Consider the following 23010-nt stretch of genomic DNA (forward strand, 5'->3'; position numbering starts at 1 on the left):
GGCCCCCGCTCGTCGCGAGGCTTCCCGCATGAACGAATTTTTCCCACAGCTTGCCCAGCAACTGGTCAATGGCCTGACGCTGGGCGCGATCTACGCGCTGATTGCCATTGGCTACACAATGGTCTACGGCATCATCGGCATGATCAACTTTGCCCACGGCGAGATCTACATGATCGGCGCCTATGTCGGGCTTGTCACACTGACTGCAATCGGAACGGCGGCGGGCTACCCCTTGCCGCTCGTGCTGGGCGCGGCGCTGCTGGTATCGGTGCTGATCACGGGCCTGTACGGCTTCGCGATCGAGCGGGTGGCGTATCGCCCGCTGCGCGGCGGACCTCGCCTGGGACCGCTGATCTCCGCGATCGGTATGTCCATCTTCCTGCAGAACTACGTGCAGATCGGCCAGGGCGCGCGTGATGTCTCCGTGCCGATGCTGATCTCGGGCGCCATCGATATTCCGATGGGCGACTTCACCGTCACGATCCCCTACGCTCGCATGCTGATCGTCGGCGTGACCGTCGCACTGATGATTCTGCTCACGCTGTTCATCGCCAATTCGCGCATGGGCCGTGCCTGCCGCGCCTGCGCCGAAGACATGCGCATGGCCAACCTGCTCGGCATCGATACGAACCGCGTGATCTCGTTCACGTTCGTGCTCGGCGCCATGCTCGCTGCCGTCGGCGGCGTGCTGATCGGGCTGACCATCGGCAAGCTCAATCCGTATATCGGCTTCATCGCGGGTATCAAGGCCTTCACGGCCGCCGTGCTCGGCGGTATCGGCAGCATTCCCGGCGCCATGCTCGGCGGCGTGCTGCTGGGGCTGGCCGAAACGCTCGCCTCGGGCTACATGCCCTCCGAGTACAAGGACATCGTGGCGTTCTGTCTGCTGGTGCTGGTGCTGCTGTTCCGCCCGACCGGCCTGCTGGGCAAGCCCGACGTCGAGAAAGTCTGAGGTCGACCATGACACAACAACTCACTCTCAAGTCCGGTGCCGCCAACCGCGCACCGGCGGGCGAGACGCTCAAGGGCGCGGTCATCGCCGCGATCGTGACGATCGTCCTCACGGCCCCCATCCTGGGCCTGCAACTCAAGCTCGACGGCTACAAGGTCGTGCTCGAACAGCACTGGCGTCCGGTCTGGATCGCGGCCGCCATCGTGTTCGTGTTCCAGCTGATCAAGCCGATTCTCGTGCGCTCGAAGCGTGCCGTGAAGTTGCCGACGATGCCCACCATGGGACGCCGCCAGCAACTGATCGCCATGTGGGTGCTGCTCGCCGTCGGCCTCGTGTGGCCGTTCGTCGGCTCGCGCGGTGCGGTCGACGTCGCCACGCTCGCCCTCATCTACTGCGTGCTCGGCCTCGGCCTGAACATCGTGGTGGGCTTCGCCGGTCTGCTCGATCTGGGTTACGTCGGCTTCTACGCCGTGGGCGGTTACACGTACGCCCTGCTCAATCAGTATTTCGGGCTCACGTTCTGGGAATGCCTGCCGATCGCCGCGCTCATGTCGGCCACGTTCGGTTTCGTGCTCGGCTTCCCGGTGCTGCGTCTGCGCGGCGACTACCTGGCGATCGTCACGCTCGGCTTCGGTGAAATCATCCGTCTGTTGCTCAACAACCTGACCAGCCTCACTGGCGGTCCGGACGGCGTGTCGGGCATTCCGAAGCCCAGCGTGTTCGGCTTCGAGATGGCTCGCTCGTCGAGCGTGGAGGGCGCGAAGACGTTCCATGAACTGATCGGCCTCGACTACAGCGGCTCGCACATGGTGATCTGGCTGTATCTGCTCGCGTTCGCGCTGGTCGGCTTCACGCTGTTCGTCACGAGCCGCCTGATTCGCATGCCGATCGGCCGCGCCTGGGAAGCCCTGCGCGAAGACGAGATCGCCTGCCGTTCGCTCGGCCTGAACCCCACGCGCATCAAGTTGTCGGCGTTCACGCTGGGGGCGTCGTTCGCGGGGCTGGCCGGTGCGTTCTTCGCGGCGCGCCAGGGGCTGGTCACGCCCGAGTCGTTCACGTTCATCGAGTCGGCGCTGATTCTCGCCGTGGTGGTGCTCGGCGGCATGGGCTCGCAGATCGGCGTGATTCTCGCGGCGATCCTGCTGACGATCCTGCCGGAAGTGGCCCGCGACTTCGCGGAATACCGCATGCTGATCTTCGGTCTGGTGATGGTGCTGATGATGATGTGGCGTCCGCAAGGCCTGCTGCCCGCCACCCGTCCGCATGTGGAGTTGCCGCAATGAGCGCAGAACTGTTGAAACTCTCCGGTCTGCAGATGCGCTTCGGCGGTCTGCTGGCCGTCGATGGCGTCGAGTTCGACGTCCGCAAGAACGAAATCTTCGCAATCATCGGCCCGAACGGCGCCGGCAAGACGACTGTCTTCAACTGTGTCGGCGGCTTCTATCGCCCGACCGGTGGCGCCATCACGCTCGACGGCGACGACATCACCGGCCTGCCGAGTCACATGGTGGCGCGCCGAGGTCTGGTCCGCACGTTCCAGAACATTCGCCTGTTCCGTCAATTGACGGTCGTGGAGAACCTGCTGGTCGCGCAACACATGCGCGTGCACAGCGGCTTCCTGCAAGGGCTGTTCTCGACGGGCGCCTTCCGTCGTGCCGAGCGCACTGCGCTGGAGCGCGCCAAGGCGTGGCTCGACCGGCTGGGACTGACGGCCGTGGCGAATCGCGAGGCGGGCACGCTGTCGTACGGCCATCAACGTCGACTCGAAATCGCACGCTGCATGATTACCGAGCCGCGTCTGCTCATGCTCGACGAACCGGCGGCCGGCCTGAACCCGCAGGAGAAGGTCGAGTTGCAGCAACTGGTCGACAACCTGCGTCACGAGTTCGGCATCTCGGTGCTGCTCATCGAACACGACATGAGTCTCGTGATGGGTGTCTCCGACCGGATTCTCGTGATGGAGCACGGCAAGCCGATCATGACCGGCAAGCCCGACGAGGTGCGCAACGACCCGCGCGTCATCAAGGCCTACCTCGGGGAGGAATAATGCTGAAGCTGGAACAGATCCATACCCATTACGGGGCCGTCGAGGCGCTCTCGGGCGTGTCGATCGAAGTGAACAAGGGCGAGATCGTCACGCTCATCGGAAGTAACGGTGCAGGCAAGACCACGCTGATGATGACCGTGTGCGGCACGCCGCGCGCGTCGAGCGGACGTGTGATGTTCGAAGGTAACGACATCACCGGCCGCCCCACGCACGAAATCATGCGCATGGGGCTCGCGATCTCGCCGGAAGGCCGTCGCGTTTTCCCGAGCCTGACCGTCATCGAAAACCTGAAGATGGGTGGCTTCTTCGGCTCGAAGGACGAGATCGATGCCGGCATGGACCACGTCTTCAAGCTGTTTCCGAGACTCGCGCAGCGCGGCAAGCAACGCGCCGGCACGATGTCGGGCGGCGAGCAACAGATGCTGGCCATCGGGCGTGCGCTGATGAGCCGTCCGCGCCTGCTGCTGCTCGACGAGCCGACGCTCGGTCTGGCGCCGCTCGTCATTGCGCAGATCTTCGACATCATCCGCGCGATTCGCGAGGAAGGCGTGACGGTGTTTCTGGTGGAGCAGAACGCGAACAAGGCGCTGCACGTGGCCGATCGCGGCTACGTGCTGGAAACCGGTCGCGTGGTGCTCGCCGATTCAGCGGCGAATCTGCTCGCGAACGACGACATCAAACGCGCCTACCTCGGCGCTTGATCGGCGCCAGATGCTCGGTACTGCGGCGTCGACTCGCGCCGCGTGACGTATGCGGTGAAAAGCAGAAAGGGACGTGTCCTCTCGGGCATGTCCCTTTTTTCATGCGTGAGCGCGGCGCGGCGTCTCGCGCCGTCGTGCAACGGCGGGCAACGTCGTCGCGGTTACTTCATCAATTCGACCAACTGATCGAGCGCCTTGCCCCAGCCGTCGTGGAAGCCCATGGCCTCGTGCTGCGCGCGCGTCGCTTCATTGCCGTGGATCGCAATGGCGGTATAGCGGGTGCCCTTGCCCTGCGCTTCCATCAGCACGGCCGCGGTGAACTGAAAACCGCCGTGTTCCGCCACGGGCGTCGGAGCCGGACGAAAGCCCGGCAGCACGACGTTCGTCCACACCAGTCGCGTGTTCTCCACCACCTCCAGATAGCACCCGTCGTTCGGGAACTGCTGGCCTTCCGGCGAGCGCATCACGGTGCGGAACAGGCCGCCCGGGCGCAGATCGATCTCGCACTCGACGGTCTGCCACGGCGCCGGCGTGAACCACTTCTTGATGTGTTCCGGTTGCGTCCAGGCAGCCCAGACGCGCTCGCACGGTACGTCGACGTAGCGCTCGAGCACCAGATCGAGCTTCGGATCGACGGAGAAAAGATTGGCACGGCTCATGTTCACGTCTCCTTCATTTGCAGCAGATAGTTGTCGAGTTGATCGAGGCGGCGCGTCCACTTGTCGCGCTGCAACTGGAGCCAATCCTGCGCGCCCGCGAGCGTCTCGGTTTCGAGCGCGTAGGTGCGCACTCGCCCGGACTTGCGCGAAATGACGAGCCCGCTCTCCTCCAGCACGTTCAGATGCTGCGAGAACGACGGGAGCGCCATCGAGAACGGACGCGCCAATTCGCTCACCGAGGCCGGGCCGAGCGTGAGGCGCTCGACGACCGCCCGCCGCGTGGGATCGGACAGCGCCTGAAAAATCCGGTCGAGAGGGATGGGTTGGTTAGCCATGTGCCTAACTATAATCATCGCACTCACTTAGGTCAATGCCTTTGTATTCGGATTTTTCCGACCGGCACTGCGGGCACCGGGTACACGACTGCCCGATTCGTCCGACTGTCGTTTCGGACGACACCGGATTTGCCGCCGTCGCGGGCGTTTGCGGGCAATTCGACACGAGATTCGGGCGCTTTCGTGCACCGGCTTGGCGTAGAATAGAGCCTTTCCAAATTCAGCCCCCGCGTTGCCCGCTATGCCGTTGGCCACTACAGAAGAAATCATTGCCGAGCTGAAGGCCGGCCGCATGGTTGTCCTCGTCGACGAGGAAGATCGTGAAAACGAAGGCGATCTGGTCATGGCGGCCGAATTCGCGACGCCCGAAGCCATCAACTTCATGGCCAAGTACGGCCGCGGCCTCATCTGCCTGACGCTTACCCAGGCGCGCTGCAAGCAGCTCAACCTGCCGCTGATGACCTATCGCAACGGCACGCAGTACGGTACGGCATTCACGCTGTCGATCGAAGCGGCCGAGGGCGTCACCACGGGGATCTCCGCTGCCGATCGCGCCCATACCGTGAAGACGGCCATTTCGCGCGACGCACGTCCGGAGGACATCGTTCAGCCGGGTCACGTGTTCCCGATCATGGCGCAGCCCGGCGGTGTGCTGGTGCGTGCTGGTCACACCGAAGCCGGTTGCGACCTGACCGCCATGGCCGGCCTCACGCCCGCCGCCGTGATCTGCGAGATCATGAACGACGACGGCACGATGGCCCGCCTGCCGCAGTTGCTCGAGTTTGCCGAACAGCACGACATCAAGATCGGCACCATCGTCGATCTGATCCACTACCGCAGCCGCACCGAATCGATGATCGAGACGGTTGCCTCGCGCGAAATGCAAACGGCGTGGGGCCCGTTCCAGGCAACCCTGTACCGCGACAAGCCGAGCGGTGCGCCGCATCTGGCGCTGGTGCGCGGCACCCCGACGCCGGACGACGAAACGCTGGTACGCGTGCACGAACCGCTCTCGGTGCTCGACCTGCTCGAGACCGGCGTGTCGACCCACTCGTGGACGCTGGCCGGTGCGATGCAAGCCATTGCCGAAGCCGGCAAGGGCGTGGTGGTGCTGCTCAACTGCGTGGAAACGCCCGAGCACCTGTTCACCCAGTTCGAAGCGCTCGACGAAACCGAGAAGGCCGCACGGGCCAAGCGCCGCCCGGTCGACTTCCGTACGCACGGCGTTGGCGCACAGATCCTGCGCGAGCTTGGCGTCGGTAAAATGCGTGTGCTGTCGAACCCGCGCAAGATTCCCAACATGGCAGGTTATGGCCTCGAGGTCACCGGCTTCCAGCCGATGCCCGGCGCCGAGACTGCCTGAGTATTTGCAAATCGATGCCTTGTCGCCCGCGAGCGGCGAGGTGTCATCTTGCCGAGCACGGCCGGTTTCGGACGTGTCGGCACAACGTTGGCCGCACCGCCTGGACGGTACTTTTTTAGAGGAAGCCCATTATGGACATCGGACAATACCAGCCGGAACTCGACGGTGAAGGCCTGCGCGTGGGTATCGTGCAAGCACGATTCAACGACGCTGTTTGCGCTGCGCTGCGCACCGCTGCCGTGGCGGAACTCGAACGCCTCGGCGTCGACGGCGAAGACGTGCTGCTCGTGACGGTGCCCGGCGCACTGGAAATCCCGCTGGCATTGCAGAAGATGGCCGAAAGCGGCCAGTTCGACGCGCTCATCGCGCTCGGCGCGGTGATCCGCGGCGAGACGTATCACTTTGAGCTCGTCTCGAACGAAAGCGGTGCCGGCATTACGCGCATCGGTCTCGATTTCGGTATTCCCATCGCGAACGCGGTGCTGACCACCGAGAACGACGAACAGGCCGAAGTGCGCGCCGCCGAGAAGGGCCGCGATGCTGCCCGCGTGGCGGTGGAAATGGCCAATCTGCTCGAAGCCATCGACATGCTCGGTGGCGACGACGACGGATCGGATGAAGACGACGAAGAAGAGGAAGATCGGTAATGAAGAGTGCTCGCCGCCGCGCGCGCGAATTTGCGCTGCAAGGGTTGTATCAATGGCTGCTTTCGCGCGGTCACGCGGGTGAGATCGATGCGCATCTGCGCACAACCCCCGGCTACGACAAGGCTGACCATGCCCACCTGGATGCTGTCCTGCATGGCAGCATCCGTGAGGCGGACGCCTTGTCGCAGCAGCTCCAGCCGTACCTGGACCGACCGGCAGCCCAGCTGTCGCCGATCGAACACGCCGCGCTGATCATCGGCGCTTACGAGCTGATTCATCTTCAGGACGTACCGTATCGCGTGGTGATCAACGAAGCCGTGGAAGTCGTGAAGACTTTCGGTGGCGTCGATGGCCACCGCTTCGTGAACGGCGTGCTGGACAAGTTCGCGGCGGAAGTCCGTCCGGCCGAAGTCGCGGCCAATCGCAATGGCGGCGGTCGCGGCAAGAGCGCCTGACACGCAATGCATCTCGGGGCATCGCGCCGGCCGAAGCGCCTGACGATGCCTTGAGCACGCGTTCGCCCCTGCCCGTTGCCACGCCCTCCCCGACTGGCCGACTGTCCGTCTCTCCGCCCTACCGCCTTTTGTCTCCCCCCGACATCATGGATCGCACCGCTGACCTCACTCCCGCCGCCTTGAAACTGGCACAACGTGTCGACGACATCGCCCCGTTCCATGTGATGGAGCTGGCGAAGCAGGCAGCCTTGCGCGAAAAAGCTGGCCACCGTGTGATCCACATGGGTATCGGCGAGCCGGATTTCACGGCGCCCGAAGCGGTGATCGAAGCGGCAGCGAAAGCCATGCGCGACGGTCGGACGCAATACACGGGCGCGATGGGCATCCCGGCACTTCGCGAGGCCATCGCCGATTACTACCGTAGTTACTACGGGGTGGATGTCGATCCGTCGCGCATCGTCGTGACGGCCGGGGCGTCGGCCGCCCTTGTGCTGGCGTGCGCAGCGCTCGTCGGGGTGGGTGACGAGGTGCTGATGCCTGATCCTTGCTACCCGTGCAATCGACACTTCGTTTCGACGTTCGACGGCAAGCCCGTGCTGATCCCGTCCGGACCGGCCGAGCGCTTCCAACTGACGGCGGAACGCATCGAGTCGCATTGGGGCCCGGCAACGAAAGGCGTGCTGCTGGCCTCGCCGTCCAACCCGACGGGGACCTCGATCGAGACGGAGGAGCTGTCGCGCATCGTCAAGACCGTTCGGGCACGCGGCGGCTTCACGCTCGTCGATGAGATTTACCAGGGCCTGTCGTACGACGGCAAGCCGACAACGGCGTTGACGTTTGGTGACGACGTCCTCGTCGTGAGCAGCTTCTCCAAGTATTTCAATATGACGGGCTGGCGCCTGGGCTGGCTGGTCGTGCCGCCGTCGATGGTATCGACGTTCGAAAAGCTCGCTCAGAACCTGTTCATCTGCCCGTCGGCAGTGGCACAGCACGCGGCAACGGCCTGCTTCCTGCCGGATACCCTCGCCCTGTACGAATCGCGCAAGGCGGCATTTCGCGAGCGTCGCGACTATGTCGTCCCCGCGCTCGAACGCCTTGGCTTCCAGGTGCCGGTCATGCCCGACGGCGCGTTCTACGTTTATGCGGACTGCACCGGTGTGTCGCACCCCGACGCTGCCGACAGCGACCGCCTCACCCAGTCATTGCTGCAACAGGCCGACGTCGTGCTCGTGCCGGGTCTGGACTTCGGCTTCGCCGAACCTCGCAAGTACATCCGACTGTCGTACGCCACGTCGCTCGCGCAACTTCATGAAGCGATGGATCGGATCGGGAAGGTGTTCTCGGCCGGATAATCCTGCAGAAGGCCGACGGCTCGCGGCCACGGAAAGCAAAAAACCCATCGAATCGCTTCGATGGGTTTTTTGTTGCCTGCACACCGACGCGCTATATAGATAGACAAAGCGTCGATACGTCAGCGGTAACGGATGCGTCGGCCGGACGCCTCCTCCGATCAGGCTGCAGTGCTGTCGTCGGCTTCGAGCGACTTGGCAGCGGCTGCCGCCTTGCCTGCCGTCGTCGATGCTGCCGGGGCAGGCGTCGATTCGTTCGAATCGTCAGACTTGCCCGCCGAGACCGGCTTCGTCGCCGGCTTGGCCGAGCTGACGATCACCGGGGCTTGCGGCGCATTCGGCGACACCTTGTGACCCATGGTCACGCCGCGCAGACGATCACGCTCTGCCAGCACCTTCGCACCGTAGCCACCGTCACCGGCGCTGGTCGAACCGACATACAGACGCAGACCACCGGTGAGCGAGCCACCACGGGCGATGCATTCCTTGAGAATCAACGCGCCGACCTTGATGTTCGCCAGCGGGTGCAGCGCGGCTTCCGGACCGCCGAAGTACTCAAGCTTGTCCTGATGCACCTTCGACATGACCTGCATGAGGCCCTGCGCACCGACCGTGCTCTCGGCGTACGGGTTGAAGCCCGACTCGATCGCCATCACAGCGAGCAGCAGCAACGGATCGAGGCCGACTTCCTTGCCGGTCGAATAGGCGGCACGAACGAGGTTACCCGTCACGTCCCCCGCCACGCGATAACGGCGGGCGAGATAGTCGGCCACGGCGATCTGTTCGCGCGTGTCCAGCGCCTTGGTGGCGCGCGCATCGGCGGCCACACGCTGGTTCGGGATATAAGCCGCGAGGACAGCGGCCGACGGCACGTGTTGTGCCGCTTGCGCGACCATCGCCGAGTCGGACGGGGTGCCCTGTGCGACCGTGCTGCCGTTGGCGCTGTGGCCGGCCGCGTTGGCCGTACCGGTGGCTGCCTCGAGCAGCGGACCCACGCGCGACGCCAGATCGGCGCGCCACGTCGGTCGAGCCCACAGCGCCAGCGTACCGACCACGGCAACCAGACCGACCGCGCTGGACGTATACAGTCCAACACGACCGCCGTGCCATGCAAGGCGACGCCAATCGCGGCGAGCCGCGGCTACCGTTGCCACACCGCGCGCGCGAAGCGCGTGGACTGCGGCCAGTAGCCAGGGTGATAAACCAGACTTCTTCATACTACGTACTCCGGTTACGCCGTCACCACGGGGTGGCCCCGGGGCGTAAGGAAATAAGCCGGCATGCCCGCCAGGCATCCCGTGAAGCGCTTACTTACGGCATATGGAACGAGGCGGTGCATCGTGTTTACTATGGACGATGCCGCTACCGCCGCAGCGCGCCGACCTGTTCAGGTCCCCGGCGCTGACGAGCTATCGCTCGCGCTGCTTCCTAAAACACTGGCTTCCCGACCTCGGTGAGAAAACCAGCCACTGAAAATCCACGTCGATGTTGTAGTTGTCGCTAAGCTCGAGCGGGTTGGCCTACCCGTCATCGAAGCCGCCTTTCTGGATTCAACGGGCGGATTGTAGCAGCCATATATAAACCGTCAATACTATATCAACCTCAAATCATTACCAAAAGTAATTTAAAAGCCCCGTTTTGCCGTGACGTTTGACCGCCTTGACCGGTAAAATGCCCTGCCTCACCCTGCGTTTACAAGGGTGTCACCCCGACATTCACGCGTTTCAAACGGCCGTTCGCACTGGCCGTATGAAATTCGTAAAAATTTTTGGTAACGGTTTGTTTCATGAAATATCTCGATCTTCGTGACTTCACCGCGCAACTGGAGCGATCCGGCCAGCTTCGTCGCGTAGACGTGCCGGTGTCGCCGGTGCTGGAGATGACGGCGCTCGCCGACCGTGTCCTCAAAGCTGCCGGCCCTGCCCTCTGGTTCGAGCGGCCGACCGGCTACGACATGCCCGTGCTCGCCAACTTGTTTGGCACCCCTGAACGAGTTGCCCTCGGTATGGGTGTCGAGAAAGGCGAGAATGCCCTGAGCTCGTTGCGTGACATCGGCCACCTTCTTTCGACGCTCAAGGAGCCGGAGCCGCCACGCGGACTGAAGGATGCGGGCAAACTGTTCAGCATGGCGAAGGCTGTGTGGGACATGGCGCCCAAGGAAGTCGGCAGCCCGGTGTGTCAGGAAATCGTTTGGGAAGGTAACGACGTCGATCTCGCGCGTCTGCCGATCCAGACCTGCTGGCCCGGCGACGCGGCACCGCTTATTACGTGGGGACTGGTGATTACCAAGGGTCCGCACCGCAAGCGCCAGAACCTGGGCATTTATCGCCAGCAGGTCATTGGCCGCAATCAGGTCATCATGCGCTGGCTCGCGCATCGTGGCGGCGCGCTCGATTTCCGCGAGTTCGCGCAGGCCAATCCCGGCAAGCCGTTCCCGATCGCCGTCGCACTCGGCGCCGACCCGGCGACCATGCTCGGTGCCGTCACGCCGGTGCCCGACACGCTGTCCGAATACCAGTTTGCCGGGCTGCTACGCGGCAGCCGCACCGAACTGGCCAAGTGCCTGACCCCCGGCCTGGAGTCGCTGCGCGTGCCGGCACGCGCCGAAATCGTGCTCGAAGGCTTCATCTACCCGTCGGACCAGGCGCCGGAAGTGCCCGAAGGCGCGCCGCCTCCGCCCGCACGTGGCGCCACGGCGGGCTACGCCCACGCGCTCGAAGGCCCCTACGGCGACCATACCGGCTATTACAACGAGCAGGAGTGGTTCCCGGTGTTCACGGTGGAGCGCATCACCCTGCGCCGAAACGCCGTCTATCACTCGACCTACACGGGCAAGCCGCCCGACGAACCGGCCGTCCTCGGCGTGGCGCTCAACGAAGTGTTCGTGCCGCTGCTGCAAAAGCAATTCCCCGAAATCACCGACTTCTACCTGCCGCCCGAGGGCTGCAGCTACCGGATGGCCATCGTGCAGATGAAGAAGGCCTATCCGGGACACGCGAAGCGGGTGATGTTCGGTGTCTGGAGCTTCCTGCGCCAGTTCATGTATACGAAGTTCATCGTCGTGGTCGACGAAGACGTCGATATCCGCGACTGGAAGGAAGTGATCTGGGCGATCACCACGCGGGTCGATCCGACGCGCGACACCACGCTGGTGGACCAGACGCCCATCGACTATCTGGATTTCGCGTCGCCCAAGGCCGGACTGGGCTCGAAGATGGGGATCGATGCCACCAACAAGTGGCCCGGCGAAACTTCGCGCGAGTGGGGACGTCCCATCGAAATGACCGCCGACGTCGACGCCCGGATGGCCGCGCTGTATCAGGCGCTCGGCCTGTAAAACGAGCGCCGCGACCGGCACAACAGGCATCATCGACATGCCGGACACCGACGGTCATCGCGCCGCCGGTGCCGGCACGGGTGACGCCCCGGTATTCGGGGCGCACTGCTCCCATCGCATCACCCGCTTCAACGCCGCACGTCACGAAAGACACGCGGCGTTGGAGTAAGCTGACCCGACACACCGACAAGCCGTATCCGTTTCCGTCCCCCGCGCGGCGCAACGTCACTCACTTCGCCGCCCGGTCATCGAGAGGAGAGCTGACCGTGTCTTCATCCCGCCCATCCGCGTCTTCACGCACCCCGGCCAAGGCCCATCCGGCGCTGGCCCGTCTGAAAGATCCCGCCCTGCTGAAGTCCGACGCCTATATCGATGGCGTCTGGACGCAAGCCGATGCCCACACGACCTTCGCCGTGAACGACCCGGCGACGGACGCGGAAATCGCCCACGTCGCCGATCTCGGCGCCAAGGAAACCGAGCGCGCGCTGGTCGCCGCCGAAACCGCCCTGCCGGACTGGCGCGGCAAGACCGGCAAGGAACGCGCCCGCGTCATGCGTCGGTGGTTCGACCTGATCATGCAAGCCCAGGACGACCTCGGCGCCATCATGACAGCCGAGCAGGGCAAGCCGCTCGCCGAAGCCAAGGGCGAGGTGGCATATGGGGCGTCGTTCATCGAGTGGTTCGCCGAGGAGGCCAAACGGATCGACGGCGACGTGCTCGCCTCTCCCGAAGGCGGCAAGCGCCTGTTGGTACTCAAGCAGCCTATTGGCGTGTGCGCGTCGATCACCCCGTGGAACTTCCCCATCGCGATGATCACCCGCAAGATCGCCCCGGCGATTGCCGCCGGATGCACCATCGTGGTCAAGCCTGCGCGCCTCACCCCGCTCTCGGCCCTCGCGCTGGCCGAGCTGGCCGACCGCGCCGGCGTGCCCAAAGGCGTGTTCAACGTCGTGACGTCGAAAAACTCGTCGGACGTGGGCAACGTGCTCACCTCGAGCCCCCGCGTGCGCCACCTCTCCTTTACCGGTTCGACGCCGGTCGGCGCGAAACTCATGGAGCAGTGCGCACCGACGATCAAGAAGGTGGCGCTCGAACTCGGCGGCCTCGCGCCGTTCCTCGTCTTCGACGACGCCGATGTCGACGCCGCCGTCGACGGCTGCATCGCCTCGAAATTCCGCAACGCCGGGCAGACGTGCGTGTGCGCGAACCGCATCTACGCGCAGGATGGTATCTACGACACCTTCGTCGAGAAGCTCACGGCCGCGGTAAGCAAGCTGCGCGTGGGCAACGGCTTCGAACCGGGTGTGGCGATCGGCCCCCTTATCGAAGACGCGGCCGTCGAGAAGGTCGAGCGCCACGTGGCCGACGCCATCGCCAAGGGTGGACGCGTCACGGTCGGCGGCAAGGCGTTGCACGGCCGCTTCTTCGAGCCGACCGTGGTCGCCGATGCCAGCGCCGACATGCTCGTGGCGCAAGAGGAGACGTTCGGCCCGGTCGCCCCCGTCTTCCGCTTCAAGGACGAAGCCGACGGCATTCGCCTGGCGAACGCGACGGACTTCGGTCTGGCGTCATACTTCTTCGCCCGCGACGTCGGACGCGTCTGGCGCGTGGCCGAAGCGATCGAGGCGGGCATGGTCGGCATCAACACCGGCCTCATCTCGAACGAAGTGGCGCCCTTCGGTGGCGTCAAGCAGTCCGGTCTGGGCCGGGAGGGGTCCAAGTACGGCATCGACGAGTACCTTGAAATGAAGTATCTCTGCCTCGCGGGAATGGGTTGACCATCTGACCCTTTAACAATTTGTAATAGGAACATTCCCACGCCACGAGCCGCGTCCTGCCTGGGTTGTGCGCATTTTTGCCCAACGTCGGCGAACCCGACGCCATCGCAAAAGTGTGACAAAGTCCCACACATGCGGGCCGGCTCGGGTAGAATCGCGCTTTTTTCGCGAACGGCGACTCCGACCCCAATTCGGTTTTGCGCGCTCACCCGTGCTGCCGTGTCTGACGTCCTGTCGGTCCTCCGTCCGGATTCGCGAAGCCGATCAACCGCAGTCGTGCCCATCAGCGCCGCCCCCGCGCCGTCATGCCCGCCGTGACGGCACCCGGCCTGCCGGCAAGTTTATCCGCCCTGCAGTCGACCGCCCCGCCCTATCGAAGTCAGCGGGCTGTCATCTGCTCCCCCCGGGCGTGGAGAAGACATCGAATGGATCAAAACCCATCCCTCATGCGAAACATCGGGCCGTTCGCCCTGATGTTGACCGGCCTCGGCTCGATCATCGGCTCCGGCTGGCTGTTCGGCGCCTGGAAAGCGGCCAAGATCGCCGGTCCTGCGGCGCTGCTGGCCTGGATCATCGGCGCCGTGGTCATTCTGGCCATCGCCCTCACCTACGCCGAACTCGGCGCCATGTTCCCCGAATCGGGCGGCATGGTGCGCTATTCCCGTTATTCGCACGGCAGCCTCGTGGGCTTCATCGCCGCGTGGGCGAACTGGATCGCGATCGTGTCGGTGATCCCGATCGAAGCCGAAGCGTCGATCCAGTACATGAGCACGTGGCCTTACGACTGGGCGCACAACCTGTTCGTGGACGGCACGCTCACCACGAGCGGCCTGATACTCTCGGCGCTGCTCGTGATCGTGTACTTCATGCTGAACTACTGGGGCGTGAAACTCTTCGCGCGCGCCAACACGGCGATCACGCTGTTCAAGTTTGCGATTCCCGCGCTGACCATCGCCGGGCTGATCGTCGCGGGCTTCCACCCGGGCAACTTCAACCTCGCGGAGCACGGCGGTTTCGCGCCGAACGGCATGTCGGCCGTGCTCACGGCGGTGGCTACCTCGGGTATCGTGTTCGCGTTCAATGGCTTCCAGAGCCCGGTGAACCTCGCCGGCGAAGCACGCGATCCGGGACGCAGCATTCCGTTCGCCGTCGTCGGCTCGATCCTGCTGGCCACCGTCATCTATCTGTTGCTGCAAGTCGCCTACATCGGCGCCCTGTCGTCCGAACAACTGGCAGGCGGCTGGCACATGGTGAGCTTCAGCTCGCCGTTCGCCGAACTGGCGATCGCACTGGGGCTGAACTGGCTGGCCATCGTGCTGTACTTCGACGCGTTCCTGAGCCCGAGCGGCACCGGCACGACCTACATGGCCACCACGAGCCGGATGATCTACGCGATGGAGCGCAACCGCACGTTGCCCGCGATCTTCGGCCGCGTGCATCCGCTGTATGGCGTGCCGCGCCCGGCCATGTGGTTCAACCTGGCCATCTCGTTCATCTTCATGTTCTTTTTCCGCGGCTGGGACTCGCTCGCCGCCGTGATCTCGGTCGCCACCGTCATCTCGTACCTGACCGGCCCGATCAGCGTGATGGCCCTGCGCCAGGCGGCGCCGGAGATGCATCGTCCGTTGCGCCTGCCGGGCCTGTCGATCATCGCGCCGTTCGCATTCGTGTGCGCTTCGCTGATCCTGTACTGGGCGCGCTGGCCGCTCACCGGCCAGATCATCGTGCTGGTCGTGGTGGCGCTGCCGGTGTACTTCTACTATCAGGCGAAGGACAAGTGGCAAGGCTTCGGCCGCGACCTCAAGGCGTCGTGGTGGCTGATCGGCTACCTGCCGGTGATGGCGCTGTGCTCGTATATCGGCAGCAAGGAATTCGGCGGACTCGGTCTGCTGCCGTACGGTTGGGACATGGTCATCGTCGCCGTGCTGGCGCTCGCCTTCTATCACTGGGGCGTGAAGGCCGGCTGGCGTACGCCTTATCTCGCCGAGGAACGCGAGCAGGACGCCGCCAGCATGGAAGGCATGCCGGCACTGTCGCACTGAGTATTCCGTCCTTCATCGCGGCAGAAAAAAAGCCCGCCAATCCGGCGGGCTTTTTCATGCCTGACGCAATCAGGCAAACGCTCAACGATGCGCGCGCCGGCGCTCGATGAAGAGGCTGTTCCCCAGTGCACGCTTGGCCATCTTCTTGGCGTCGGCCGCAGCGGCCGAGACCTCCACGTGCGAAGGAAAGCTCTCGGGCGTGACCGCGACCACACCGATCGACAGACTGGTGATCGGATGGAAGATGACCATGCCGCGACGGTCTTCCGCTTCGAAGCCGCCCGCCGCGATCTGGTCCGGATGAAAATACTCCGACACCGCCTCGCCGAAGCGCGTAAGGGCTTCGCGACAGCGGGCCTCCCAGTCGGGGCTGCGGAACAGAATCAGGAAATCGTCGCCACCGATGTGCCCGAGAAAGTCGCGTTCGGGATTGCGCACCGCCATGAGCACGCGCGCGACCAACTGAATGAGATCGTCGCCGCGCCGATAGCCGAAGACATCGTTGAACGGCTTGAAGTTGTCGAGATCGACGTAACACGCATGGAACGACTGACGCTCGCCGATCATGCGATCCATGTAATCGTCGATCGGCACGTTCCCGGGCAGTAACGTAAGCGGATTGGCGTAACGTGCCGCATCGAGCTGCATGTCGGTGATGTGACGCATGAGGGCATGCCCCTGCGCCACACCGAAGTAGCGTCCCTGATCCGTCACGATGAAGCCCGCCGCGATCTGACGACTCGCGCCTTCGGCGATCATGCGGCTCAGATCCTCCATGCGCGCGCCCTTGTCGAACGTGAGCGGACGCGGCTCCATCACTGCCGAGCAGGGCTTGCGTCCATACAGCTCGCGCGTGAACGGCCGGGCGAAGCGGCCGATGAGCGACGCGCGGCCGATCAATCCCACCGCGCGATCGCGCTCCACGACCGGCAGCACTTCGAGCGCGGCATCGGTCTCGAAGCGTGCCACGACATCCTCGCTGCGCGTATCGGGCGATACCGGTTCGACATACGACGCAATGCGTTCGAGCGTCACGTTGCCCGCGCCCAACTGGCTGGGTTGCTGGTGCACGTAGGCGCGGCGCTCGTTCACAACCTCCTGCACGTTGGCTGTAATCGCTCGCTGCGGCTGCGCCTCCGGCCGGGCAATGAAATACCCCTGCCCCAGGAAGATGCCCAGATCGCGCACGACCTGGAGTTCCTCGGCGTGCTCGATGCCCTCCGCAATGACGCGCGTGCCGCTCGTCTCCGCGATCTGGCGCATGGAACGCACGAACTGGAGCTTGACGGTGTCGGCATCGATGCCGTCGACGAAGTGCCGGTCGATCTTGACGTAATCGGGGCGCAGTTCCGACCACAGACGCAAGCTCGCGTAGCCCTCGCCCATGTCGTCAAGCGCGACTTCGAAGCCGAGCGCGCGATAGGCCGTGAGTGACGCCCGCGTGCTCGCCAGATCCAGCGTGGGTGCGTGTTCGGTCAACTCGAGCACCACGCGCTCCGGGGCCAGGCGCAGCGTCTGCAGCATGGCGAACGTTTCGTCGAGGCCGAGCGATTCGGTCACGCCGCCGCCCGGTTGTGCGCGCGTCACCGGGCCGATGTTCAGGAACAACCGCTCCGGCAAGTCCTGTTCGACGAAGCCGCGCAGCACTGCACGGCGGCAGGCGAGTTCGAGCGGACCGCTCAGGCCCTGGCGGCGAGCCGCCGCAAACAGCGCCATTGGCGAATGGATCGACGTACCCGCCGGGCCGCGCACCAACCCTTCGAAGCCCGCGACCTCAGAGGTACGGAAGTCGACAATCGGCTGGAACACGCAGGTCAGCCCGATGCCCTCGCACAGTTCGGCGAGCAACGCGCTTTCGTCGGGGTCGGCATAAGGACTGGCAGGCGGCGACATGACAGCATTCGCATCGCGCAATGTCGCGGACGCGGCAAAACGCTCTGGCGAACGTATCGCGACAGGCGGGGGAGGGTTCAACTGGGACTCCGTAAGTCGGTGCGGTGCGCCGCCATCATGCATGCAGCGTAGCGTCGTGCTGGCATGTGTCGGGGCGCGTTCGATACGCGCGCCGAAGGCAAGCCGACTTCCGATGAAGTGCCTCGCCTGTTCCCCGTGCTTCACGTGCGGTCGCTGCTCTTTGGCCCATATCCGCGTCTTGTGACGGCGCCCGCGGGCGCCCTCTTTTACTGGCAATCAGGCTATCGCCGATATTTGACAAAACCGTGACATCGTCGGAATTGCAACACACGACGCATGGGCAAAAAAAACGGCAACGCCGTAAAGCGTTGCCGTTTTTGGGGACTACATCGCGCTGCAGCGCGGCGTGACGTCCATCGCCTTACCAGGCGGTGACGACCGACCCGCCGAACTTCTGCTCGATGAAGGCCTTCACTTCCGGCGAATGGTAAGCCTTGATCAGCTTGGCCACCCAGGGCTTGTTCTTGTCGGCCGAGCGAATGACCAGCACATTGGCGTACGGGCCGTTCGCGTCTTCGATGGCGAGCGAGTCCTTCTTCGGGTTCAGACCGGCTTCCATCGCGAAGTTAGTGTTGATGACGGCCACGGCCACGTCGTCGAGCGAGCGCGGCAGTTGGGCGGCGTCCAGTTCCACGAACTTCAGCTTCTTCGGATTCTCGGCAACGTCGAGCGGCGTGGCCTTCAGACCGGCGTCGGCACGCAGCTTGATCAGCCCTTGCTTCTGGAGCAGGAGCAGCGCGCGGCCGCCGTTGGTCGGGTCGTTCGGCAGCGACACCTTGTCACCCGTCTTCAGATCGGCCAGCGACTTGAGCTTCTTCGAATAGATGCCCATCGGGAAGATCACGGTCTTGGCGATCGATTCGAGCTTGTAGCCGCGATCCTTCACCTGCGCGTCGAGATACGGCTGGTGCTGGTAGCTGTTCACGTCCAGATCGCCCGAGGCGAGTGCCGCGTTCGGCTGCACATAGTCGCTGAACTCGATGACCTTGAGATTCAGGCCGTCTTTGGCGGCGACCTTCTTCACTTCGTCGAAGATCTGGGCGTGCGGGCCGCCGGTGACGCCGACCTTCAGATTGATGGCGTCGGCCGCCGTGGCGGTGGCAGCAAATTGCGTGGCGAATACCGTGGCGGCACCAATGCCGGCCAGCAGCTTGAAAATCGTACGGCGTTGCATAGAAAACCTCGCGTGTGAGTGAAATGCCGGCGTTGATGTGTCAGAGACGCAGCGAACCGGCGATGTTGTTATGCGGGACTTATTTATGGCTGAGGCGACGCACCAACCAGTCGCCGAACGTCTGCACCAGTTGCACGAAGACAATCAGAATCAGCACGACGGTAATCATCACTTCCGGCAGGAAGCGCTGGTAGCCGTAGCGAATCCCCAGATCGCCGAGGCCGCCACCGCCGATGGCCCCTGCCATCGCGGAGTAGCCGACCAGGCTGACGAACGTGATCGTCAGGCCCGCCACGATACCGGGCAGCGCCTCGGGCAGCAGCACCTTCATGACGATCTGGCCGGTCGTCGCGCCCATCGACTGGGCCGCTTCGATCAGACCGCGATCGACTTCGCGCAGCGCCGTCTCCACCAGACGCGCCACGAACGGCGCAGCGGCGATGGTCAGCGGCACCACGGCAGCCATCGTGCCGATCGACGAGCCGACGATCAGGCGGGTGAACGGAATCACGGCCACGAGCAAGATGATGAACGGCGTGGAACGCACCGCGTTCACGAGAATACCGACGATACGGTTGGTCGGCAGATTCTGCAGCACGCCATTGCGATCCGTCAGATAGAGCAGCACGCCGAGCGGCACGCCCACGACGGCGCCGATCAGGCCGGAGATGCCGACCATGATGAGCGTTTCCCAGAACGACGAGACGAACAGATCGAACATTTCACTCCACATGGCTCAGCTCCTCAACGACAACGCCTTGACTGGCGAGGAACGCCATGGCTTCGGCCACCCGGGCCGGGGTGCCGCCCGCGAGCACGGCGAGCGACCCGAAGGCCTGCCCCTGGATCTCGTCGATCTGGCCATGCAGGATGTTGAAATCGAGCTCGTAGCGACGAATGGCTTCCGAGAGCAGCGGCTGATCGACGCCCGCACCCGAGAAGGCCAGGCGGTAAAGGTGATCGTGCCCGTTGCCGAGACGCGACGCGACGCGCTCGCGCACGCCCGCCGGCAACTCCTGCGAGATCACGTCGCCGATGAGCGCGCGCGTGACTTCGTGGCGCGGGCGCAGGAACACGTCGATCACGCGTCCCTGCTCGACCACACGGCCGGCGTCGAGCACGGCAACGCGGTCGCACACCTGCTTGATGACTTCCATCTGGTGCGTAATCAGCACGACGGTCAGTCCCAGCTCGCGATTGATGCGCTTGAGCAGATCGAGAATCGCGCGCGTGGTCTCGGGATCGAGCGCCGACGTGGCTTCGTCCGAGAGCAGCACCTGCGGCTCGCTCGCAAGCGCACGGGCGATGCCCACGCGTTGCTTCTGGCCGCCGGAGATCTGCGCCGGATAGCGATCCTTCTGTGCCGTCAAACCCACCAGTTCGAGCAGCGGCAGGACCTTGGCGCGAATGTCCGCTGCCGGCAGGCCTGCCAGTTCGAGCGGCAGCGCCACGTTCTCGTACACGGTGCGCGAGCTCAACAGGTTGAAGTGCTGGAAGATCATGCCGATACGACGGCGCGCCTGACGCAGGTCGTCCGCCGAGAGCGAAGTCAGATCCTGACCGTCGACACGCACGGAACCGTCGCTCGGACGGTTGAGCAGATTGATCACACGCACGAGCGTGCTTTTACCGGCGCCGCTTCGGCCGATGATGCCGAAAACTTCGCCGCGCTCGATCGACAGGCTGATATTGGAAAGCGCGTCGATCGGCCCCTTGGGCCCAGCGAAGCGCTGGGTAATGTTCTGGAGTTCGATCATGCAAAAAAATAGCAGCCCCACTGCCGGAAACTGCCCACAGTGCGCCGCCGAGACTCAGTATTTAGCGTGAAGCCGACATTCTAGCCCATGCACCTAAATAGTTGAAAATAATAAAATTTGATCTCTTTATACGGAAATTCATCGTAAATCGCCGCGATCGCGCGGCGATTGCAACGCGACGATCCGACCTCGCGTCGCAATGCAACACGAAATGCGCGCGCGACGTATGACGCGCCCTCTCAAATGAGAAAACGTGAGGTGATTTCGCTAAAAGGGAGCGAGATTCTCGCCTGACGAGAATGCAAGACAGACGGCGCACGGCGGCACCGAATGCCGCAGCAGCGCGAAGCGTTTCAGGCTCGCCGGCTACTGGCGAAGTCGTCGAGTACTTCGATCACACGATCGAATTCGAGGGATTTGTCGAAGAAGTACTGAACACCCAGCTGCTGACACCGCTTGCGGTACGTTGCGAGCGCATAGTTCGTCAGCACGATGGCCATCAACTGCGGCAGCATTCCCGCATCGTGCAGATACGAGAGCACATCCATGCCGGAGCCGCGCCGCAGTTGAATATCGACGATCACGGCGTCGAACGAATCTTCCTTGAGCGTGCGCACCGCGTCGTCGGCCGTTTCCGCCACCCCTGCCACCTGAAGCATCCCGGTCGAGCCGAGCGCCTCGGACAGGCTCTCTCGAATCACGGCCGAGTCTTCGATCAGCAGCACTTTGAGGGGAGATCGGCCCTCCGGATGCGTTGCTGCGTTCCCGGTTGACATGACAGCCTCTCTCTCAACTGATCAAGCCGTTCTTGAGCGCGTAGAGCGTCAGATCGGCATTGGTTTTCAAATGCATCTTCTCCAGCACACGCGCGCGGTACGTGCTGACGGTCTTGACCGACAAATGAAGTTCGTCGGCAATCTCCGTGGGCGTTCTCCCCTGGGCGAGTTTGCAGAACACCTGAAATTCGCGCTCGGAGAGCTGCTCGTGCATCGGCTCGTCGACCGGCTGGTCGAGCTTCTGCGCGAGCAGATCGGCAGTCACTTCACTGACATAGCGATGGCCGCGTGCCACCGTGCGGATCGCCCGAATGATTTCCTCGGGCGCCGCGTCCTTCATCAGATAACCGTTGGCCCCGGCGCGCAGCAGATTCACCGCGTATTGCGCTTCCGGATACGTCGACAGGAACAGCACGCCCTGCTCGGGCCGCAATTGCTTGATCACGCGCAGGGTGTCGATGCCGTTCTTGTCAGGCATGGCGATATCCAACAGCACGACATCGAATGCCGTATCGCGAACGGCACGAATCACTTCGTCGCCGCTCGCGGCCTCGCCCAACACTTCCATGTCCGACTCGTCGGCAATGAACTGCTTGAAGCCGGTACGAACGATGGCGTGGTCGTCGGCAATCAGGATTTTTATTGTCAGTGACATCTAAGCTCCAGAGACTGTCCCCATCGGTCAACGGGCAGCGCTTTTGGGAGAACGGTGCGCGTGCCATGACCGTCACTCCCGGTCGAGCAAGTCTCGCATGTCGTCGGCATGCTCTTCCTCGACGGCGAGAATTTCTTCAAGCAAGCGACGCGTGGTGGTATCCCGGTCACCCAGATAATGAATCATCTCGCGGTAACTCTCAATCGCAATGCGTTCGGCCACCAGGTTCTCGCGAATCATGTCGCGCAGCTTGTTTGGCGCGACATATTCGGCATGACTGCGCGACGAGAGGGTGTCCGGTGAAAAGTCGGGCTCGCCGCCCAACTGCACGATACGCGTGGCGATGCGATCGGCGTGATCCTGCTCCTGTGCGGCATGTTCGGCGAATTCCGCCGCGACCGGCTCCGCATGAATGCCGGTCGCCATGAAATGGTGGCGCTTGTAGCGCAGCACGCACACGAGTTCGGTGGCCAGCGCACCGTTGAGCATCTGCACGACGGCGTCGCGATCGGCCCGGTAGTCCTCGGTGACGGCACCATCGTCGAGATGGTCCCGGGCCCGCTCACGCAGCGCCCGAACGTCGATTTCGAAATCCTCGCCCGCGTGCTGGCTGTGCCCATTGCCGGTCATGGCGTACTTGCCCTGATGCTTGGCATGGTGCTTGGCGTGCTTGGCGGTGTGCATGAGCGATTCCTCCTGTCAGAGTTTCATGGGGGATGGGCGGGGTCGGCGGCGCGCAACACGTTCAGGCACGCGCACGCTGGCCGCTATCGTCGAACCACCCCGAAGAGCAACGTGACCAAAAAGATCACCAGGAAAATGAAGAACAGAATCTTGGCGATTTCGGCGGCACCGGCAGCGATACCCGTGAAACCGAAAACCGCGGCGATCAATGCGATCACGAAAAACACGACGGCGTAGTGAAGCATCGCAACCTCCTTGTAGTTGGACAGTCCGCGAGGCGACGTATCGCCTCACGGCTTGGCTGCGGCACATCGCACCGTGCCGC

At 63.8% G+C, this 23010-nt stretch carries 22 protein-coding genes; 11 read left to right on the forward strand and 11 right to left on the reverse strand.

The genetic code is table 11. The features are described from left to right. The first annotated feature begins 28 nt into the window (after positions 1–28). From livH to ABWO90_RS07670, 4 genes are read left to right on the forward strand one after another with little or no spacing between them, the layout of a single operon-like run. A complete protein-coding gene (livH, locus tag ABWO90_RS07655; RefSeq protein ID WP_023597247.1) occupies positions 29–952 on the forward strand; it encodes a high-affinity branched-chain amino acid ABC transporter permease LivH in 924 nt (307 codons plus the stop codon). Between the two features lie 8 nt (positions 953–960). Beyond that, a complete protein-coding gene (locus tag ABWO90_RS07660; RefSeq protein WP_353190610.1) occupies positions 961–2235 on the forward strand; it encodes a high-affinity branched-chain amino acid ABC transporter permease LivM in 1275 nt (424 codons plus the stop codon). Further along, on the forward strand, positions 2232–2999 hold the full coding sequence (gene livG / locus ABWO90_RS07665) for a high-affinity branched-chain amino acid ABC transporter ATP-binding protein LivG (protein WP_353190611.1): 768 nt from the start codon (positions 2232–2234) through the stop codon (positions 2997–2999). Before ABWO90_RS07660 ends, livG begins: the two co-directional genes overlap by 4 nt. Then, positions 2999–3700, forward strand: coding sequence for an ABC transporter ATP-binding protein (locus ABWO90_RS07670; protein ID WP_353190612.1), 702 nt, complete (start codon positions 2999–3001; stop codon positions 3698–3700). The genes livG and ABWO90_RS07670 overlap by 1 nt, the downstream gene beginning before the upstream one ends. 161 nt (positions 3701–3861) lie before the next feature. Here the strand turns inward: ABWO90_RS07670 and ABWO90_RS07675 are convergent, their stop codons facing one another. Together ABWO90_RS07675 and ABWO90_RS07680 are read right to left on the reverse strand one after the other, a co-directional pair. Then, a complete protein-coding gene (locus ABWO90_RS07675) occupies positions 3862–4359 on the reverse strand; it encodes an SRPBCC family protein (protein WP_353190613.1) in 498 nt (165 codons plus the stop codon). A 2-nt stretch (positions 4360–4361) separates the two neighbouring features. Further along, positions 4362–4694 carry an ArsR/SmtB family transcription factor gene (locus tag ABWO90_RS07680; RefSeq protein ID WP_353190614.1) on the reverse strand — a complete coding sequence of 111 codons (333 nt, stop codon included), beginning with the start codon at positions 4692–4694 and terminating at the stop codon, positions 4362–4364. Positions 4695–4935: 241 nt separating this feature from the next. Here ABWO90_RS07680 and ribBA point away from each other — a divergent pair, with 241 nt between their 5' ends. From ribBA to ABWO90_RS07700, 4 genes are all read left to right on the forward strand, one after another. Continuing rightward, positions 4936–6057 (forward strand): bifunctional 3,4-dihydroxy-2-butanone-4-phosphate synthase/GTP cyclohydrolase II, encoded by a 1122-nt coding sequence (gene ribBA, locus ABWO90_RS07685; RefSeq protein WP_353190615.1) that lies wholly within the window; start codon positions 4936–4938, stop codon positions 6055–6057. Between the two features lie 131 nt (positions 6058–6188). After that, positions 6189–6704 (forward strand): 6,7-dimethyl-8-ribityllumazine synthase, encoded by a 516-nt coding sequence (ribH, locus tag ABWO90_RS07690; RefSeq protein ID WP_353190616.1) that lies wholly within the window; start codon positions 6189–6191, stop codon positions 6702–6704. Next, positions 6704–7159, forward strand: a complete 456-nt coding sequence (nusB, locus tag ABWO90_RS07695; RefSeq protein ID WP_353190617.1) for a transcription antitermination factor NusB — start codon at positions 6704–6706, stop codon at positions 7157–7159. Before ribH ends, nusB begins: the two co-directional genes overlap by 1 nt. 146 nt (positions 7160–7305) lie before the next feature. Then, on the forward strand, positions 7306–8511 hold the full coding sequence (locus ABWO90_RS07700; protein ID WP_353190618.1) for a pyridoxal phosphate-dependent aminotransferase: 1206 nt from the start codon (positions 7306–7308) through the stop codon (positions 8509–8511). Between the two features lie 158 nt (positions 8512–8669). Here the strand turns inward: ABWO90_RS07700 and ABWO90_RS07705 are convergent, their stop codons facing one another. Then, positions 8670–9725, reverse strand: a complete 1056-nt coding sequence (locus ABWO90_RS07705) for a transglycosylase SLT domain-containing protein (protein WP_353190619.1) — start codon at positions 9723–9725, stop codon at positions 8670–8672. Positions 9726–10294: 569 nt separating this feature from the next. Here ABWO90_RS07705 and ABWO90_RS07710 point away from each other — a divergent pair. From ABWO90_RS07710 to ABWO90_RS07720, 3 genes are all read left to right on the forward strand, one after another. Then, positions 10295–11845: a UbiD family decarboxylase gene (locus tag ABWO90_RS07710; protein ID WP_353190620.1), complete on the forward strand. Its 1551-nt coding sequence runs from the start codon at positions 10295–10297 to the stop codon at positions 11843–11845. Between the two features lie 266 nt (positions 11846–12111). Further along, complete coding sequence (locus ABWO90_RS07715) at positions 12112–13623, forward strand: NAD-dependent succinate-semialdehyde dehydrogenase (RefSeq protein WP_353190621.1); 1512 nt, start codon at positions 12112–12114, stop codon at positions 13621–13623. A 425-nt stretch (positions 13624–14048) separates the two neighbouring features. Then, positions 14049–15665 (forward strand): APC family permease, encoded by a 1617-nt coding sequence (locus ABWO90_RS07720; protein ID WP_353190622.1) that lies wholly within the window; start codon positions 14049–14051, stop codon positions 15663–15665. Positions 15666–15746: 81 nt separating this feature from the next. Here the strand turns inward: ABWO90_RS07720 and ABWO90_RS07725 are convergent, their stop codons facing one another. The 8 genes from ABWO90_RS07725 to ABWO90_RS07760 form a co-directional block, all read right to left on the reverse strand. After that, the gene (locus ABWO90_RS07725) at positions 15747–17558 is read right to left on the reverse strand and encodes a GGDEF domain-containing protein (protein ID WP_353190623.1); all 1812 of its coding nucleotides are present in this window, start codon (positions 17556–17558) and stop codon (positions 15747–15749) included. Between the two features lie 442 nt (positions 17559–18000). Beyond that, positions 18001–18813 carry a MetQ/NlpA family ABC transporter substrate-binding protein gene (locus ABWO90_RS07730; RefSeq protein ID WP_353190624.1) on the reverse strand — a complete coding sequence of 271 codons (813 nt, stop codon included), beginning with the start codon at positions 18811–18813 and terminating at the stop codon, positions 18001–18003. Positions 18814–18892: 79 nt separating this feature from the next. After that, a complete protein-coding gene (locus ABWO90_RS07735) occupies positions 18893–19546 on the reverse strand; it encodes a methionine ABC transporter permease (RefSeq protein ID WP_039400341.1) in 654 nt (217 codons plus the stop codon). Beyond that, on the reverse strand, positions 19536–20570 hold the full coding sequence (locus ABWO90_RS07740; RefSeq protein WP_353190625.1) for a methionine ABC transporter ATP-binding protein: 1035 nt from the start codon (positions 20568–20570) through the stop codon (positions 19536–19538). The genes ABWO90_RS07735 and ABWO90_RS07740 overlap by 11 nt, the downstream gene beginning before the upstream one ends. 353 nt (positions 20571–20923) lie before the next feature. Then, a complete protein-coding gene (locus tag ABWO90_RS07745) occupies positions 20924–21346 on the reverse strand; it encodes a response regulator (RefSeq protein ID WP_353190626.1) in 423 nt (140 codons plus the stop codon). A gap of 13 nt (positions 21347–21359) precedes the next feature. Beyond that, positions 21360–22001: a response regulator gene (locus ABWO90_RS07750; RefSeq protein WP_353190627.1), complete on the reverse strand. Its 642-nt coding sequence runs from the start codon at positions 21999–22001 to the stop codon at positions 21360–21362. 72 nt (positions 22002–22073) lie between these two features. Continuing rightward, positions 22074–22631: a ferritin-like domain-containing protein gene (locus tag ABWO90_RS07755; protein ID WP_353190744.1), complete on the reverse strand. Its 558-nt coding sequence runs from the start codon at positions 22629–22631 to the stop codon at positions 22074–22076. 137 nt (positions 22632–22768) lie between these two features. Next, positions 22769–22930, reverse strand: a complete 162-nt coding sequence (locus tag ABWO90_RS07760; RefSeq protein WP_039374862.1) for a DUF1328 domain-containing protein — start codon at positions 22928–22930, stop codon at positions 22769–22771. Positions 22931–23010 lie beyond the last annotated feature (80 nt).

Source organism: Pandoraea pnomenusa, from assembly GCF_040391475.1.
GTDB classification, from domain to species: Bacteria; Pseudomonadota; Gammaproteobacteria; order Burkholderiales; family Burkholderiaceae; genus Pandoraea; species Pandoraea pnomenusa_C.

Coding starts and splice junctions, on each gene's coding strand:
- livH (WP_023597247.1), top strand. CDS start 29: ATGAACGAATTTTTCCCACAGCTTGCCCAGCAACTGGTCAATGGCCTG.
- ABWO90_RS07660 (WP_353190610.1), top strand. CDS start 961: ATGACACAACAACTCACTCTCAAGTCCGGTGCCGCCAACCGCGCACCG.
- livG (WP_353190611.1), top strand. CDS start 2,232: ATGAGCGCAGAACTGTTGAAACTCTCCGGTCTGCAGATGCGCTTCGGC.
- ABWO90_RS07670 (WP_353190612.1), top strand. CDS start 2,999: ATGCTGAAGCTGGAACAGATCCATACCCATTACGGGGCCGTCGAGGCG.
- ABWO90_RS07675 (WP_353190613.1), bottom strand. CDS start 4,359: ATGAGCCGTGCCAATCTTTTCTCCGTCGATCCGAAGCTCGATCTGGTG.
- ABWO90_RS07680 (WP_353190614.1), bottom strand. CDS start 4,694: ATGGCTAACCAACCCATCCCTCTCGACCGGATTTTTCAGGCGCTGTCC.
- ribBA (WP_353190615.1), top strand. CDS start 4,936: ATGCCGTTGGCCACTACAGAAGAAATCATTGCCGAGCTGAAGGCCGGC.
- ribH (WP_353190616.1), top strand. CDS start 6,189: ATGGACATCGGACAATACCAGCCGGAACTCGACGGTGAAGGCCTGCGC.
- nusB (WP_353190617.1), top strand. CDS start 6,704: ATGAAGAGTGCTCGCCGCCGCGCGCGCGAATTTGCGCTGCAAGGGTTG.
- ABWO90_RS07700 (WP_353190618.1), top strand. CDS start 7,306: ATGGATCGCACCGCTGACCTCACTCCCGCCGCCTTGAAACTGGCACAA.
- ABWO90_RS07705 (WP_353190619.1), bottom strand. CDS start 9,725: ATGAAGAAGTCTGGTTTATCACCCTGGCTACTGGCCGCAGTCCACGCG.
- ABWO90_RS07710 (WP_353190620.1), top strand. CDS start 10,295: ATGAAATATCTCGATCTTCGTGACTTCACCGCGCAACTGGAGCGATCC.
- ABWO90_RS07720 (WP_353190622.1), top strand. CDS start 14,049: ATGGATCAAAACCCATCCCTCATGCGAAACATCGGGCCGTTCGCCCTG.
- ABWO90_RS07725 (WP_353190623.1), bottom strand. CDS start 17,558: ATGTCGCCGCCTGCCAGTCCTTATGCCGACCCCGACGAAAGCGCGTTG.
- ABWO90_RS07730 (WP_353190624.1), bottom strand. CDS start 18,813: ATGCAACGCCGTACGATTTTCAAGCTGCTGGCCGGCATTGGTGCCGCC.
- ABWO90_RS07735 (WP_039400341.1), bottom strand. CDS start 19,546: ATGTGGAGTGAAATGTTCGATCTGTTCGTCTCGTCGTTCTGGGAAACG.
- ABWO90_RS07740 (WP_353190625.1), bottom strand. CDS start 20,570: ATGATCGAACTCCAGAACATTACCCAGCGCTTCGCTGGGCCCAAGGGG.
- ABWO90_RS07745 (WP_353190626.1), bottom strand. CDS start 21,346: ATGTCAACCGGGAACGCAGCAACGCATCCGGAGGGCCGATCTCCCCTC.
- ABWO90_RS07750 (WP_353190627.1), bottom strand. CDS start 22,001: ATGTCACTGACAATAAAAATCCTGATTGCCGACGACCACGCCATCGTT.
- ABWO90_RS07755 (WP_353190744.1), bottom strand. CDS start 22,631: ATGACCGGCAATGGGCACAGCCAGCACGCGGGCGAGGATTTCGAAATC.
- ABWO90_RS07760 (WP_039374862.1), bottom strand. CDS start 22,930: ATGCTTCACTACGCCGTCGTGTTTTTCGTGATCGCATTGATCGCCGCG.